At 63.4% G+C, this 16,135-nt stretch carries 9 protein-coding genes and 1 pseudogene; all 10 read right to left on the reverse strand.

Annotated elements, in window-relative coordinates; translation table 11 throughout:
• Positions 1-614: site-2 protease family protein (locus VFV09_09885; GenBank protein HEU4868027.1), on the reverse strand; the 614-nt coding region annotated here is incomplete at its 3' end.
• A gap of 16 nt (positions 615-630) precedes the next feature.
• On the reverse strand, positions 631-1,611 hold the full coding sequence (locus VFV09_09890; protein ID HEU4868028.1) for a hypothetical protein: 981 nt from the start codon (positions 1,609-1,611) through the stop codon (positions 631-633).
• A 4-nt stretch (positions 1,612-1,615) separates the two neighbouring features.
• Positions 1,616-2,065: a hypothetical protein gene (locus VFV09_09895; protein HEU4868029.1), complete on the reverse strand. Its 450-nt coding sequence runs from the start codon at positions 2,063-2,065 to the stop codon at positions 1,616-1,618.
• Complete coding sequence (locus VFV09_09900; protein ID HEU4868030.1) at positions 2,058-3,539, reverse strand: protein kinase; 1,482 nt, start codon at positions 3,537-3,539, stop codon at positions 2,058-2,060. Before VFV09_09900 ends, VFV09_09895 begins: the two co-directional genes overlap by 8 nt.
• A 25-nt stretch (positions 3,540-3,564) precedes the next feature.
• Positions 3,565-4,731, reverse strand: a complete 1,167-nt coding sequence (locus VFV09_09905; GenBank protein HEU4868031.1) for a citrate synthase/methylcitrate synthase — start codon at positions 4,729-4,731, stop codon at positions 3,565-3,567.
• Positions 4,732-4,746: 15 nt separating this feature from the next.
• Positions 4,747-5,115, reverse strand: a pseudogene (locus VFV09_09910) (CBS domain-containing protein).
• Positions 5,116-5,190: 75 nt separating this feature from the next.
• Entirely contained in the window at positions 5,191-5,919 is a 729-nt protein-coding gene (locus VFV09_09915; protein ID HEU4868032.1) for an SCO1664 family protein, read from the reverse strand.
• Positions 5,894-6,445, reverse strand: coding sequence for a DUF3090 family protein (locus VFV09_09920; protein ID HEU4868033.1), 552 nt, complete (start codon positions 6,443-6,445; stop codon positions 5,894-5,896). Before VFV09_09920 ends, VFV09_09915 begins: the two co-directional genes overlap by 26 nt.
• Positions 6,442-7,113, reverse strand: a complete 672-nt coding sequence (locus tag VFV09_09925) for a histidine phosphatase family protein (GenBank protein HEU4868034.1) — start codon at positions 7,111-7,113, stop codon at positions 6,442-6,444. The genes VFV09_09920 and VFV09_09925 overlap by 4 nt, the downstream gene beginning before the upstream one ends.
• Before the next feature lie 677 nt (positions 7,114-7,790).
• On the reverse strand, positions 7,791-14,216 hold the full coding sequence (locus tag VFV09_09930) for a DNRLRE domain-containing protein (protein HEU4868035.1): 6,426 nt from the start codon (positions 14,214-14,216) through the stop codon (positions 7,791-7,793).
• Between the last annotated feature and the right edge of the window lie 1,919 nt (positions 14,217-16,135).

The following is a 16,135-nucleotide window of genomic DNA, read 5'->3' on the forward strand; positions in this document are numbered from 1 at the left end:
GCAAAGTTCTTCTTGCGGCCCCACAGCCAGGCCCGCAGGATCCGGCCGCCGTCGAGCGGGAGGGCCGGCACGAGGTTGAAGATCACGACCGCAATGTTGATCCGGGCCAGGTAGTCCAGAACCCCGCCTATCTCCAGCGGCAGCCCCGAGCGGGCTCCGACCCAGGTGGCCAGGGCGAACCCGGCCGCCAGCACTACCGATACCAGCGGCCCGGCGGCTGCGATCCGAAACTCGGCCCCCGCTGAGGGAAACCGGCCCTCGAAGCGGGCGACCCCGCCGAACAGCCACAGCGTGATGTCGGAGATCTTCATGCCCTCCTTCAGGGCCCGGAAGGCGTGCCCGAGCTCGTGGAGAAGGATGCAGATAAAGAAGATCAGCGCGGACAGGACCGCCATGATCATGTAGGTGTCGGGGCTTAATCCCGGGTAGGTGAACGGGAACACGTCCCGGCCGAGCGACCACGAGACCAGCGCGAACACCACCAGCCAGGACCAGTGGGCTCCGATCCGGATGCCCCGGACCCGGAGCAGGGTGAAGCTCGGGGCGAGCATCCCCCGCCTGGCGGGCTTGGGGGATCCGGTCTGGGGGGCGCGCTGGTCGGGCGTGGAGCTCAAAGCCGGGCCCGCCGGGTCACGAGGTTCCCAGAGCCTTTAGAGCCGGCTCTATCTCTCCCTTGGTAGCAACGTTGTCCCATCGCCCGGCTATCTTGCCGTCGGCGCCGATCAGGAAGACCCAGGGCTCCAACGCGGTCTCCCCCCGGAGCATCCACTCGGCGGCCGCCCGGTTGATCTCCTTGGCCTCGAAGTCCCGCCACACCTCGATGTGGATGAAGTTGGCCGTGCCGGCGTACTCCTTGGAGAGGCCCTGCACCATGTCGGTGATCGGCCCGCAGAACCGGCTGACGCAGTAGGTGGGGGTCGAAACCACCAGCAGTGTGGGTTTGCCCGATGCGATGCTCGCAGCTACGGTCATCCTGTGCAGCTCGGGGTCGGGGAGGTCTTTGCCCTCACGAGCGCGTGAGTCGACCGCTGCGGCCGGTGCGTCGGCGGCTCCGGCGGTCAGGTTCTCACTTCGGGGGGCGTCCTCCCCTATCCACGGGAAGCGGTGCTTGTCGAAAACCTCAAAGGTGGTCCGACCGGTCCACTTGCCCTCGTCCTCGACGTCGGCCTCGATCACGACACCCCAGAAGCCGGGCTTGTCGAACGAGGCCTGGGTGGCGTAGACGCCGCTTCCTTCGGCTGACGGCAGGAGAGACGGCTCGTCCGGAACTTCCGGATCGGGACCGTTGGCGTCCGCCGGGATCGGAAGGAACTCGGCTTCGGACTCGGCAACGACCTCGCCTTTGGTCTCGGCCTCACGGGTCCCGAGGTAGGCGAACTTCAGGTCGACCTTGCCGCCGCCGATCAGCTCGTTCTCCTGGGTCACCAGCCCGACCATGAACCGCTGGGTGCCGACCGCCAGGTCGTAGCTCGCCAGCTGGGGGGCGATCTGGTCGCCCTCTGGGGTCGCCTTCTCGGCATCGGTTGAGCCGGACCCCGATCCCGATCCGCCGCACGCCGCCAGCAGGGCGAGCGCGAACAAGATCGCAAGTGGTTTTGCGGTTCGGGTCACTTGTTCAGGAGGGAGTGCAGACGGAAGTGGTCACTTCAATCGAGTTTAAGGCCTCCGCCGTGCGAGTAAGTAGCAGGTCCAGGGCCGCCGTCGTCTCCTCCGCCGGCGCCGAGGTGTTGAAGGACTGCTCCACGTCGTTTTTCGCCTCCAGCATCCGGGCGGCCACGGCACGATCGGCCTCCTCGGCCTTGCGTGCGATGTCGTGCAGGGGCGAGTGCACCTTGCCGTAGAACTGCCCTCGGGCCTCCTCTACGTCGGCCCCGGCCAGGGATCGGGTTTCGCAGAGGTCGGTGTACGCGGTTTCCAGGACCTCGTCGGAGGTCTGTACACCGTCCCCGGCCGCGTCCGGCTTTCCCGCGGTCTGGGAGTAGACGGCGAAACCCACGGCGGCCAGCCCCAGAAGCACCAGGACAATCAGCAGCCGGGACCGCCCGATGCTGGGAAGGTTAGCCAAAGGCGGAGGCCATCCGGTTCAGCTGGGCGTTGATCGCTGCGGCTTCCGGCGCGGAAAGCTCCTCCCTCTCCACGTACTTGGCGACCTCCTGCCGGGCGTCGTCCACGTTGGCTGCGGCGTCGTCGAGATCGCCCTTGTCCGCCTCGGAGATGACCTTGCCGACCTCGTCCAGGATGTTGTCGCTGGCTCGCTCGGAGACCGAACCGGAGGCCAGCCCGGCGTTCAGCACTCCCTGGATGTTCCCGGCGGCGCTCTGCAAGGTGGCCCGGTCGAAAGTAGGCACAGGCTCCTCTTCCTCCTCTTCGTCGGGGGTCTCCGACGGAGTAGGGGTGGGGGAAGGCGTCGGCGAAGGGCTGGGCGTCGGGGACGTGCTGGGCGTGGGCGATGGGGTGGGCGACGCGGGCGCCACCGACAGCTCGAGCGACGGAGTGGGGGCCGGGGCGGGAGGGTCGGTGCCCCCGAGAAGGTTGGTCAACAAAAAGTAGGCGCCGCCGGCAAGGAGAAGCAAAGCCGCTGCCAGCAGTCCCCAGCGGCGGGGAGGGGGTGGCTCGACCGGGCGCTGCTGCATGACCCGCGTCCGGTCGCCGGCGCTCTGGACGACGGTCGGGGACGAGGTTGCGACAGCGGTCGCGACCGGCACCCCACCCGCCGCTACCGGATACTCGTCTCGAAGGTCCAAAGCCATGCTGGCGGTGCTGGAGTACCGGTCGTCCGGGTCCTTGGCCAGCGCCCGCATCACGATCCGGTCCAGGTGCGCCGGCACTTCCGGATTGAGGGCCGAGGGCGGCGGAGGCTGCTCGGAGGCCAGCTTGTGGGCAATTTCCATCAGGCTGTCGCCGGAGATGGGCGGCTGCCCGGTCAACATCTCGTACATCACACAGCCGAGCGCGTAGATGTCGGCCCGCTCGTCGAGGGGGCGGCCGTAGGCCTGCTCGGGGGCCAGGTACTTCACGGTTCCGAGGACTGCGCCCACCTGGGTGTGGCCGTCGGTGCCGCTCTTGGCGATCCCGAAGTCCATGACCTTCACCTTGCCGCCCGGCTCGACCATGATATTGGCGGGCTTCACGTCCCGGTGGATGATGCCCTTCATGTGGGCGGCTCCCAGTCCCTCGCACACACTCGACGCGATAGTTACCACCCGGCCGGCGTCGAGGGGGGCATGCTGGCGGATCACCGCGTCCAGCGTCGAACCCTGGACGTACTCCATGACGATGTAGTGGTAGTCGCCCTCGGCCCCGATGTCGTAGACGCCCACCAGGTTCGGGTGGTTGAGCGACGCCACCGACTGCGCCTCCCTCTGGAAGCGGGCGACGAAGGACGGGTCCCCAGCCAGGCTTGCCGAAAGCACCTTGATAGCGACCGTGCGGCCAAGGACCGTGTCGGTCCCCTGGTACACCCGGGCCATGCCGCCCTCGGCGATCAGCCCGTCGATCCGGTAGCGGTTGCCGAACAGCTGCGGCAGGTCTGGAGACATTCGTTTCCGGGCTCCGGCCCGGGGCCTACCTCTGGTCCAGCGGCGGCACCGGGGTGGGCGGCGCCGTTCCGATGTAGCGACCGCTCGGCCGGATGATCCGGTTGTCGGCCGCCTGCTCGAGGATGTGGGTCGTCCAGCCGATGGCCCGGCTGCAGGCGAAGGTCGGGGTGAACAGGTTGGAGGGGAGGCCGATGGACTCCATTACTATCGAGGCGTAGTACTCCACGTTGGCGTACAGCTGCCGGCCCGGCTTCAGCTCCTTCAGGATCTCCACCACCCGGGATTCGATGTACTTGGCAAACGCCACCCGGGGGCCGCCGAGGTGCTCGGCTATCCCCCGCAGCATCAGCGAGCGCGGGTCGTCGGTCTGGTAGACCGGGTGACCGAAGCCCATGATGCGGCGGCCCTCCTCGACCGCGGAGCGGATCCAGGGGTCGGCATCTTCCGGCTTCTTGATGGCGTCCAGCATCTCCAGTGCCCGGCTCGGCGCGCCGCCGTGAAGCGGCCCGGAGAGGGAGCCGAGGGCGGCAACCACCGCTGCGCCCAGGTCGGCGCCGGTGGAGGTAACCACCCGGGCGGTGAATGTCGACGCGTTGAAGCCGTGCTCGATGGTACTGGTCATGTACTGCTCGATTGCCCTCACGTGGGCCTCGGGAGCCTCGGTGCCCGACCACATGTACAGGTAGTTCGCGGCGTAGCCGAGGTCGGGCCTGGGATCGACGGGCTCTTCGCCCTGGTTCAGGCGGTGCAGCGCCATGATCAGCGTGGGGACCACCGCGCACACCTTCATCGCCTGCTCTTTCAGCACCTCGTGGCCGGAGTCGATCCAGGGCCTGAAGCCCCAGCTGGAGCACAGAAGCGACAGGGCGGAGCGAAGTGCCTCCAGCGGCACGAAATCGGTTCCCATCCCGGCGACCGCCGGCAGGATGTCCTTCAGGTCGTCCGGCAGCACCCGGAGCTGCCGGATCCTGGCGGTAAAGTCCTCCAGCTCGGCGATGTTCGGCAGATGGCCCTCGTAGAGCAGGTGCCAGACCTCCTCCAGGGTGCACTGCTGCGCCAGATCGATCGCGCTGTACTCCCGGTAGTGGTAGAAACCTTCGCTGCCGCGGACGTCGCCGACCTGGGTCTCCGCAACCACAACGCCCTTCAGCCCTTTGGGGACCTCGATGGCCGGGGTGCCGAAGGCCCGCACCTCCGCCGCCCGGAGGAGGTCCCGGATCGACAGGACGCCGACCAGCTTGCCGTCCTCGACCACCGGCAGGTGGCGAAAGCCCCGCTCGGTGAGCATGTTCAGGGCGGTGTCGATGTCCACGTCCCTGCCGACGGTCAGGGGATCGGGGGCCATCCAGTCGCTGACCCGGCCGAAGGTGGCCCCGGAACCGGACGACGCGTAGCGCACCATGTCCCGTTCGGTGAGCATGCCGATCGGTTTGTCGCCCTCCACGACCACCACCGAGCCGACTCCCGCGTTGTTCATCATGCGGGCCGCCTGCTGGACGGTCTGCGTCGGGACGGCGGTCACAACCGGAGTGCTCATGATGTCGCCGACTGTGCGGTTGCGAGTTGACTGGGACATGACGCTCCTGACTTTCAAATCCTGTTGGTGCTGCCCGCCATGATAGGTGCGAAAAATTTGCGGGGGAAGACGGGGCTATATGGGGGGCCAGGGATAGGGCCTGCCCGGGCCGGGCTCGGGGAACACCTTGTTCGCCAAAAGGGACTCTGCCCGCCCCAGCAGGGTTTCAATCTCCTCGGGGAAAAGCAGCTCCTCGAGCCGCTCGCCGGCGCTCCCCCGCACGCGATCACGCAGAGTCTCGATGGCTTGCAGCGCATCCGCCGGAATCGGCTCCCCGATGTAATCCCACAGCACGGTTCGCAGCTTGGGCTGGACGTGGAAGCAGACGCCATGGTCGATCGCCCAAAGCTGCCCGTTGGCGTCGCGCAGGACGTGCCCGCCCTTGCGGTCGGCGTTATTGACGATGAGGTCGAACAGGGCGATCTCTTTCAGCTCGGCGTCGTACTCCGGCGTCAGGTTGAAGGCGTGGAACTGGGGGTCGTGCTCGATGTACTGCTGGACCATCCCTATCCCGTGGGGCCCGTCCCGCAGGATCGTCGGCGGGACATACGACCAGCCGAGAGCGTCGCACACCACGTAGGCGGCGGCCTCCCGGGTACAGAGTGTCCCGGAGGGAAAGTCCCATAGGGGCGACTCGCCGCGGCGGGGTTTGTAGACCACCAGGGGTCCCTCGTCGCCCAGGCGGGCCAGGAAAGTGTAATTGGACGAGCCGGGCAGCAGCCCGAGCAGGTCCAGCTCCCCCTCGGCCAGGTCCTCCGGGGTGAGTACCGATGTGCGGCTAGCGGGCTCGGGGGTTGTGTCCATTGGTGGCCGGGCAAATGTGGCCGTCCGGCTCCATCGGGTGCCCGCACAGCGGACAGGTCGGCCGTCCCTGGGCCACCACCTTCATGCCCTGGATCCCGAAAGCGGCCAGCTGGCGGGGGGTGACCACAACCCTGACCGTGGCGCCGAGGTCCATCTCCGACTCGGTCAGCTCGGAGAACGACAGCTCGATGACGTTGCGGGAGTCGTCGTACCGCATGGTGATCGTGCCGGCGTCGATCCGGAACGCCGGCTGGTCCGGTCGGAGGGCCATGGCCTGGTCGAACTCCGGGGTCGACGCGCCAAGAGGGCCCTTGCCGAGCAGCTCCTTGGTCATCTCGTGCTGGCCGATCTGGGAGAGCAGCTCGTAGCTGGCCCGGGCAAGAGCCGTGACCTGCTCCTTCTCCAGCACCCAGCTGTAGGTCTCCGTCCCCTGGGTGGCCTGGAGCATAAAAACCCGGCGCCCGGGCTGGCCGACCGCTCCGGCTGTGAGGCTGTCCGCTGGGTCTATGTCGACGTCCTGGCTCACTTAGTTTTCCCTCGTTGGGAAGCCGGCTTCTTGGCGGGCTCCGCGGGCTTGCGCTTCAGGCTTTCGAAAAGTTCGTCGTAGCCGCCGGTGTCGCCGACGTTGATCAGCCGGGGAGTACCTGAGCTGAGATGGAGCGTGGTGATCGACGCCGGAGCGATGTTGATCCGATCATAAAGGTCGATGCCCAGTCCGAGGCACCCGGCGACGATCAGCTTGATCATGTCGCAGTGGGAGCAGACGACAATCGCCTTGTCCTTGTGCTTCAGCCGCAGGGCTTCTATCGCCACCATGCCCCGGGTGTGCGCCTCCCGGATGGTCTCTCCGCCGGGGAAGCGGAAGTCGGCGGGCCGGGCCCGCAGCTCTTTCCACCCCTTCACTCCGTAGAGGCTCTTCAGGGTCCTCCCCTGCCAGGTGCCGTAGTCGATCTCGGCCAGGTCCTCGACCGTCTGGACCTTGAGCTTGTGGTGGGCTGCGACGGCGGTTGCAGTCTCGACGCAACGCTCCATCGGGCTGGAGTAGACGGCTTTGAGAGGTGCGCCGGCCAGGCGCTGCCCGGTCGCGGCCGCCTGCTCCCTGCCCTTCTCCGAAAGCGGGTAGCCGGGCACCCGGCCGATCAGCACGGAGCCGGTGACGGGGGTGAGCGCATGCCGAACCAGGAACAGGATCACTCAAGATGTATAACGCATCCTCGAAATTGCACTCAGTCAGTGCCCTTTGGGCTACTTGCAGGGTCGTCTCAGAACCCGTTCTCCCACCCGGTATTTAGACGTTCATTTCCGACACGTCTTTTGAGAGGTTTTGAGACGGGCCATTGAGACGGTCGAAGTACCGTCTCAAAAACCTTCGTTTATGAGCTACCCGCATGACTCGCACGCCACCCTCGCGATTGCAATCCGGACCACATTCGTGCGCCAGGGAAGTAAGACCCCGCTGGCAATTTCAAATTCCATAAACTCGTCCTCAGTAAAGCAGCCGTCGGTCTCGCGCTGGTTGAGTAGCCCGTCCTGGGCCCAGTCGAAGTTCGATACGACGGTCTCTCCGTTACCTCCACTTGCGGGCATAATATGGTTTCGGTCAACAGTCGCTATTTCTTAGTCAAAACCAAGGGCTCAGTCAAAGCTCTAGATATTCCTTAGCAACTCGAAGAGCCATATTCCCCCAAAGAAGACCGTGCCCGCCGCTCCGAGAACACAAAGCCAGGGCGCCGCGTAATCAATTGGTACTGGGCGTTCCCTGTTTTCTTCATCTTCCCTTGGCGGCCGCAGGAACCAAAACAGAGCACCATAAAGAGCAAGGAAAAGTGATAGGAGTGCAGCCGCTCCGGGAGCATCTACGCCAAAGGCATTCAACGGTCAGGCCCAAGACCATCTGTCATGACCGAGTTGAACGATAAGTCTGTCAGCGCCGTACCGAAGGCAGTTTCGTCCAAAAAGCGCTGACCCGCACCGAAGTTCCCCGTTGACCCAACAACGTCCAATCCAGCCGTCTTTGTCGCCACCTTAGCGGCAGATTTAGATACGATTCTAGATGAGCTTTTGGTTGCAAGCTCCGCGGCCGTTTTGGAGATTCCCGGTATCCTCGCGATAGGGGCGAGTACCGCGCTAGCTGCTAACTCAACCTTGGTCTTGGTGCACTTATCGTTTTTCTTCTTGGAGTAACAATCGACGTACATGAGACCTGTCCCGCTGGCTAGCCCGATCACCGTTGCTCCTCCTGCGATCATGCCAGTAACGGGGAGACACACGGGACAGACGAGGGTTGCAAAGGTTGCCCCCGTCTGAACGACAGAAGCTCCTTTATTAACTAGTTCCAAGGCTCGGCGGGCCGTCGGAGTCTTGCGGCAACGGCTGTCTGCGTCTTTGTCCTTGACGTGACCGAAGACGCACCACCCGTGACCGTCATCAATCATCCCTGCCGGGTTCGCTCCGGCGTAGAGATACCTATTCCCCGTCAAAGGGTCGACCTGCAAGCCGAGGTTTGCACCGGCGGCCACGTAGTTATCAGCGCCGATAAACCGGTTGATAGTCGGGTCCATCAGCCGTGAGCCGAGGCTGTAGGAGCCGGTCTTGGGATCCTTGGGCGCCATCTGGAACTTGAGCCGAGAGTCCCAGTTGGCGGTGAGCTTCTTGGACAGCGCCGCCTTGTCCTTGCCGTAGGGGTCGTAGGCGAATACCGCCTTCACCGCCTGGTCGGAGGCGCCGATCATCTGGGTGATGTTGCCCCGGGGGTCGGTGACGTAGTAGCTGCGACCGGTAGCGTTGTCGATGTCGAGTTTGCCCCGGGGGACCCCGAAGGCGTCGACCAAGTAGCGGGTCTTCACCGTCCCGGCCGGGTCGGTTTCGACTGCGATCTGCTGGCTCAGCCCGTCGTGGAAGAACATCATGGTTGAGCCGGCCGAGTCGTGACGGGAGATCATCCGGTCCAATCCGTCGTAGTTGTATTCGACCCAGCTGCCGTCGCCAGCGGTTACCCGGCGAGTTTGCGAGGCGGCGTTGTAGCTGGTGGTGGTGGTCGCAACCAGCGGGATCTCGGTGTCGGATACCTGGTTGCCGAAGTGGTCGTAACCATAGGTGGAGGGCAGTGCCGGCAGGGCCGGGGTGCGGGTGATCAGCCGGTTGTCGGTGAAGGTGAAGGTGGTCCCCGGCTCGGTCTTCACGTTGCCGGCGTCATCTAGGCCATAGGCGGCGGTTGTGGTCTCGAACGGGTGCTTGAAACTGTCCAGCCGGTCCAGGTCGTCATAGCCGTAGGTGCCGGTCCCCGGGGTCACCGCAGGCGAGCCGGCCGGCTGGGCCTGGGTGACGGCCTCGGTCTCACGGTTGTTGTTCTCGTCGTAGCCGATCGACTCCCAGGCGCTCAGCTTGGCACCGGTCGAGTTGGTGAAGATCCTGGAGGTTGCCAGGTCGGCCAGGTTGTAGTTCTGGGCGAGCTGGGCCGAGTTGGGGAAGGTCATCTGCTCAAGCGCCCCGTTGTCTTCATAAGTCGAGGTGAAAGATCCGAACCCTCCGTATGGAGTGAAGGTCTCCTCGTTACCGTCCAGGAACCAGGTCGAGCCCGAGGTCTGGCCGTCAGTGGTGTTGGACTTCAGCAGCCCGTCTTGAGCGAATAAGTTGGAGCCGGTCTTGGTCACCGCGGCGCCGCCGGTCGGAGGGTAAAGCGTCTCCCACCATTCGTCTAGCTCGCCGGCGCTCGTGTAGTTAGCGATGATCCCTGAGACGTTGGCGTTCGCTGATCCGTCCTTGTGGGTGTTGAGGGAGGTCGTGTTGCCGTCGGCGTCGTAGCCGAAGACAGAGCGGTGCTCGCTAAGACCGGTGCCGGTCGCCTTGCGCTCGGCCAGGGTCCCGTCAGCGTTGAACGTCTGCTGGGTGGTGCGCTCGATCGGCAAGCTGTCCAGCGGGGTTGAAGGAGAAACCGTGCCACGGCGGTCGTGGCGGAAGCTCTGCCGCCCCTCGTAGTCGTAAACGTAGTCGACGACGTGGGCGGCATCGGCGGGATCGGTTTCGTAATCGATCTCGTTGCGATCGGTGTAGAAGTAGTTGGTGGTGGTGAAGGCGTTATTGCCGGTGGGTTGGCGAAGCAGCTTCAGATTGCCGACATTGTCATACTCACGGGTGGTGACCTTATCCTTGGGGTCTGTGATCGTGAGCGGGCGGCCCATCTTGTCCGGGTTGAACAGCGTGAAGGTCTCGCGCGGGGTGGTCACCTTGGTGGTGTCGCCGTGCAGGTTGTAGTCGTAGCGCATCGCCTTGGCGTGACCGGACTCTTGAGCACTTTTGACCTGTCCCAGGCGGTTGTAGGTGTACTCCATGGTGTGGCGGCCGGCGTCGCCCGCCGGGTCGGTCACCTTTGAAACCAGGCCGTGGGGGGTATAGAGGACGTCGGTCTGGTCGCCCTCCTCGTCGATGAAGCCGGAGACCCGGTTGTTGGGGTAGCGCAGGTAGCGAACCTTTTGCAGTTCGTCCGGATCCGGGTCGGGCCCTCCTACCGCATCGAAGGATCGCGGCTCGACGATCTCCTCGAGCGCCCCGTCGTTGTAGTAGGCGTAGGTCGACTTGCGGACCTCGGCGCCGGGCTTGGTCACGGTAGACGAGATCAGGTCCCGGGCGTCGTAGGTCGTCTTCGTCGACCAGCCGTCGGTCCCGTCCGGGGTGCAAGCCCGGGACGTTCCCCTCGGCGGAATGGCCAGGGTCTGATTGTCGTTGGCGTCGTAACAAAATGTCGTGGTTTTCCCGAGCGGGAACGCCGTGGTCGCAGGGGTCACCGATGAGACCAGGTTGCCTCGGCGATCGTGGTCGGTGGTCCAGGTCTGGTTGTTGCGGTCGACCCTGGTCTCTTGAAAACCGAGGAAGTGATAGCCGAACGTGCTTACCTTGCCCAGCGGATCGGTGATCTTCCCGGGATGGCCCGATGCGTCGTAGCCACCGTCGCCCAGGGCGGTGTCTCCGTAGGTGGTGATCTTTCCGTTCGCGTCCTCGACGGTTTTCAGCATCCCCCGGTCGTAGTAGGTCATAGTGGTGACCTTGCCCAAGGGGTCCTTGGAGGTAAGTAGGGTTCCTTTCACGTTTGGCTGGTCGTAGGTGAATTCCCAGACCCGCTGCTCGGCAGTGCCCGATGCAGTGGTCGCTTTGGTCATCTGGCCGACGCCGGGGGCCGGATAGGCGAAGTCGAAAATCGAGGTGAAGGTGGGATCGCCCGCGCCGGTGGCGACCGAACCTGATATCTGACCGAGCGGGTTGTAAGAGTAGGTGGTGGTGTTGCCCGCCTGGTCGGTGTTGCTGGTAAGCCGGTTGGCGGCCCAATCGAAGGTCTCGGTATTGAACCGGTCGACTCCCGCGCTGTCCTTGTCGCCAGCGTCTCGCCGCGCCATCAGGTTGCCCTGGGCATTGGTTTTCCAGATCGAGGTCTTCACCTCAGGGTCGGTCAGGCAAGTGGCAACCTGCGGCGATTCGGCCGGACACAGCTGCGAGGTGTAGCCGAACGTCCATTCCTTGCCGGCACGGTCGGTGATCTTGTCGAGCTTGCCGCCGGGAATCGAGAAGGTTGTGGAATTGTCGCGGGCATCCTCCACCGTGCGCAGGCCGTCGGAAGAGTAGGTGTATTCGGTTGTGACCGCATCGGACGTTCCGGCGGCTTGAACAACCGAAACCAGCCGGTCGCCGGCCGCTCCGCCGTAGCCGAAGTTGGTCTGCATAGATTGCCCTGCCGAATTGAAGTTCACCTGGGTGATCAGATCGGCCGGTTGAGTGAAGGCAAGGCTTCGCCCAGCGACGTCGGTGATGCTTGAAAGCTTGTCGCCGGTGTAGGCGAAGTCCAGGAAGTTACCCTTGCGGTCGATGATTTGGTCCATCCGCAGTTTGCTGTTGACCGTCTGCATCTTGTAGCTGACGCCGTCTGGCCTGGTCAGAGTGGCGTTTCCGAGAATGGGTTCATAACTGAGGGTCAGATTGACCCCGGGCGGGGACTTCCAGACTCCCCCTTCGTTCACGAACCGGTGGCGGGTGCCGTCCTGGTCGGTGAAGACCAGGGCTGCGCCTCCGAACAGCAGTTTCAGCGTTTGGCTGAGGTCGAGCGGGTTCGACAGAAGGCTCCCGGCAGAATCTCCATCGGAGACCCCGAGGCTCCAACCACGCCCGAACGGGCCGGTAGCGGCGTCGTTGTTTGCGTTGTAGGTGCGGGTAAGCCGCATGTTAAGGCCCTGGCCCGGCACGTCGAAGTCGACATCCTGGACCACCAGATTCCCGTTCGCCATGTTGGCGAAGGCGGTTCCTTGACCGAGGGCGAAGTCCTGGTAGGGGTAGAAGTCCTCCAGCCCGATGCCGTCCGACGCAGGCTCGGGAACGATCGTGTTGGAAACAGTCGAGTCTGCCGACGCCATACCTGAGGTGTTATAGGCCTTGACCTTGAAGTAGTAGGGCAAAAAGTTGGTCAGACCCTGGCCGTTGTTGGTGCTCTGGGAGGAAAACGTGACGCTGGTCGCCGGGTGGTTGACCACCGCATGGTTAACCGCCTGGTTCTGCGCATTGAATGCTGTGACTTCATAGGCGCCGATCGTGGCACCGAACCCGTTGCTCGACCCCGTCCATTCGACCATCCCTCCGGCGTCGAGCGGGGTCGCCTTCACGACTGTCGGTGCAGATGGAGGTGGCGCAGGAGTGAACCAGTTGCTGTTGACCGGTAGGCCCCATACCCCGTTCCCGAAGCACTTGACTTGGACGATGTACCGGTCGCCATTGATGAGGTTGCTGAAGGTCGCGGTCCGTGGCGGAACTTGATTGGTCGCCACCGAGACTGAGTCGACCAGCACCCAACCTCCCGGCGTCCCCCGGTAGATCCAGGCACCGTAAAACTGGGGAGGGAAAACCGCCTCCGGCCAGGTGACGGTCGCCTGGCCGTTTCCCGGGACCGCTGTCGCCGATCCCGGTGCGGGATAGTTCGACTGAGGATCGTACTCGACGGCGATCGAGGGAGGCCAGATCGATTCCGACGAGCCGAATTTGCGGAAATGGTCCTGATTGCCTTCATCCGGGGCGAGCAGGGCCAGCTGGTTGGTAGCGGTGCCGTCCGCCGACCAAGCGTTGGCCAGACCACGGATATCCAGGGTCCTCGGGCCGCTGGCGTTCGGACAGCTGAGCGCGCCTCCGCTCCACGACTCGTTGTACCAGTGAGCACCGTCGACGGTCGGCTGGGAGTTCCAGGTGGTCGAAGAGAAGACCCCCGACGCCTTGTCCACCCACATCGAGCTTGATCCACAGGTGTAGCCATCGAGCTGGGTCAGGTACAGGGTTGCTGCGTAGACGACCTTGTTGGCGATCGTCGAGGTGTTGAATTTCAGGAATGAGCGGAAAACGTTGTTGGGATCGGCTCCCACTCGCCCGACTTTCAACTCCTCAGTTGTGCTGAAGGTTGAGGTCGGAGCCGCCTTGCTTACGTAGGTGTCGGTGATGGTCGTCAGGGTTGCCGCCGGATCGATCGAAATCGGATAGACCGTGGCCGGGTCGGACAGGAACTCCATCGAGGGTCGTAGTATCAGCTGCGTGCCGGCGGTCCCCCGCTCGATCTGGACGTCGACAGGGCGGATCTGGGTCGGCTCGTTCACCTTGGGGTCACGGGCGGCGGACCACATCATCGCGGTACTCGATACGAGCTGAGCTTCGCCCTCGTCATCCGACAGCTTCAATTCCCCGGTGACCGGGTCCTTGCTCAGATTCAGGCCGTCCAGACCCACCGGGATGGTTATGACCGGAGCCTGGGTGGGACGGGACTTTAGGATCACGAAGCTCTCGAACCCGGTAGTCAGCGCCTTCAGCACCAGATCCTGGCCGGGGGCGATGTCGGCGTAGGTTGCAGTGTTGCCCTTTAGCGTCGGCGCCGGAAGGGCCACCTCGGACTTGAAGGAGACCCGACCTCCCGCAGGTCCGACCGCCGCGAACTCGGATCCCGCGGGCCCACCATTCGAGAACCTGACGTTGCCCTGGGCCGCCTTGGGGGAGATTGTGTCCCCACTCGCCTCAAGGGTGGTGTCGATGGGTTCGAAGCCATCACCCTTTTGGACCCGCACCGGCCCTGAGGATATCTCGGTGGTCAAGGTGCCCTGCGGGTTGGCGTAGGTGGTCTCCATTTCGGATCGCCTGGAAACAAGTTCGACCCGTTCACCGGTGCGCTGAGCTTGATCCAGCGCGACGGATTCCGGGTTGTTCTTGTCGACGAAGGGGAACGGCTGTGAAGCTCCGATCGGCCCGTCCGCCAGGGAGACCGGCCCCCCGACTTGGGGCACTGACCCCTTCTGGGCGAAAGGTGTGGTGGAATCGGCCTCCGAAGTTTGATCCGCAGGAACAGGACCGGCTTGCGGGGCATCCTGCACGGCGGTCGCTGACTCAGCCTCCTGCGGCTCAGAGACCTCGGCGGCATCTGCGGTGAACTGAAGGCCGGGGAAGGCCTGGAGGACGAAGGCCACGATAATCAACGTCGCGATAGCTTGAGGGGCCTTCAGTAAAACAGTTTGTGCCGCCCTGCGGATATGGCGGGCACAGCGGAACAGACACTTCGACGACATGAAGCCCCTTTGGCGTAGGTGTTGGGCTACGGCTTCGGTTCGTCGGCTCTATCCAAGAGAGGCAACCGCGAGTTGCTGCTTCGTGCTGGTGGTCTGCCGAGTCCAGGGTAACACGCATGTTGGCGGATTTTGCCAATACTTCGAAAACTTCTAATATTGCGCGATGCGAGACTTACTCAGCCGCGGGACTTGCGCCTACAAGGGCGGTCCAGTTAAGCCCCGGTCGGGGTGCTCGCGGCTCTGGTACCGGTAGCAGGCGGTCGCCTTCAGACGCTGACCGGGTCCGGTATGCGCAGAAGGCGTTGGAACCAGGACTGACCAGGACCTTCTCCCGCGAACTGGCAACACAGGGTTCCGAAGCATCTGCTGGCGGCTCGATTGCTGGGGCGCAAGTACCAGACGTGGCGTCTCAAATACCTTCGTTTGTGAGATTTAGTTCTGATACTCCGGTACGCTTACCGCAAATGTAGGTTTCAAAATCTTCGGTTGCCTGGTCGAAGACCTCTGCTTTGACCTCGAAGTGGCGGCTCGATGTGTCCACCGGCATGGCCATTCTGGTATGACTGGCGAGGACTCTTTGGGAGCGATCCGTTGCACAGCAGCGGCCACCTACCCACCAAACCAGTTCCTTAATGGTCCTCCTGAACAGCCCGCCCCGATAGCGAATACCAGTAGTTCGTCACCCGCAATGAGCGGCTAAGAGCGAGCCACCCCGCCCCGGGTAATCGCCGGCCAGATGTTAATCCAGTCGATCCACCCAAAAGGCCCCACATAAGAAAAGCGAGGGTGAAATTCGGCTCGAAGGTGGCACAAGAATGGATGGAAGCTGACGGGTCGAGGAAACCCTCAACCTATTCTCCGAGGAGCGGCATATGGGCGGTCCGCCGTTCATCATCATCCTGCATCCTTGGGCCCGGGTCATAATCACGCCCAGCGCAGCTTCCTGGTTTTCCGAACTTGGACTGGCAGGCTTTGGTTACTGAATTGTCGCTGTTCAGAAGGTCAATTCGCTCATCTTGTATAGGTAGAAAATGAGAAGCGCACTGACTGCTATCACAAGTAAGCCAATAACGGCGGCGGCAACATGTCTAGCTTTCCACAAGGTAATCTCCTCAGATTCACTTACTCGGCGGTCACTTAATTTCAAAATCGGGAGGGACATTAAGCCAGAAGAGCAGGATGATTAGGGCAACTATGGCTACTCCCCAGATGACGGCAAGAACGGGACGAGGGCCGAATTTCATTGCAATCCTGCTTGCCAAGTTTGCGTCAGAAGGTCCCTCATAGCTCGGTATCCGGCCTCGTTCGGGTGGAAATACATTTCGTCGTTCAAAGTATTGCCGCTGATGTAATCGTTGCCACTCCCACTGCAGATCTCGTGTCCGTCGAATGGTCCCGGTTCTGCTGTTGGCGCCCCGTTGGGCGTCGGACCGGAAAGTTGTATGACTGTTACCCCGACTTCGGCAGCGGTGCTCTGGATTACGTCATTCATGTGTGAAACAAGTGATCGAATCCAAACACGTTCGTCTTGTTCGAAGCCGAGGTCGCTGAGACAGTCATTGTCCTTAACCGAAGAAAACAGTTGCGGATCGGCACTACCGTCCGTCCACTAAAGGATGCCTGGGAACTTTCGGAAGAAC

The sequence above is a fragment of the Actinomycetota bacterium genome (genome assembly GCA_035759705.1).
In the GTDB taxonomy this organism is placed as follows: Bacteria; Actinomycetota; CADDZG01; order JAHWKV01; family JAHWKV01; genus JAJCYE01.

Bases quoted from the DNA above. Each gene is read 5' to 3' on its own strand.
- VFV09_09915 (HEU4868032.1), bottom strand. From the start codon at position 5,919: ATGGACACAACCCCCGAGCCCGCTAGCCGCACATCGGTACTCACCCCG.
- VFV09_09900 (HEU4868030.1), bottom strand. From the start codon at position 3,539: ATGTCTCCAGACCTGCCGCAGCTGTTCGGCAACCGCTACCGGATCGAC.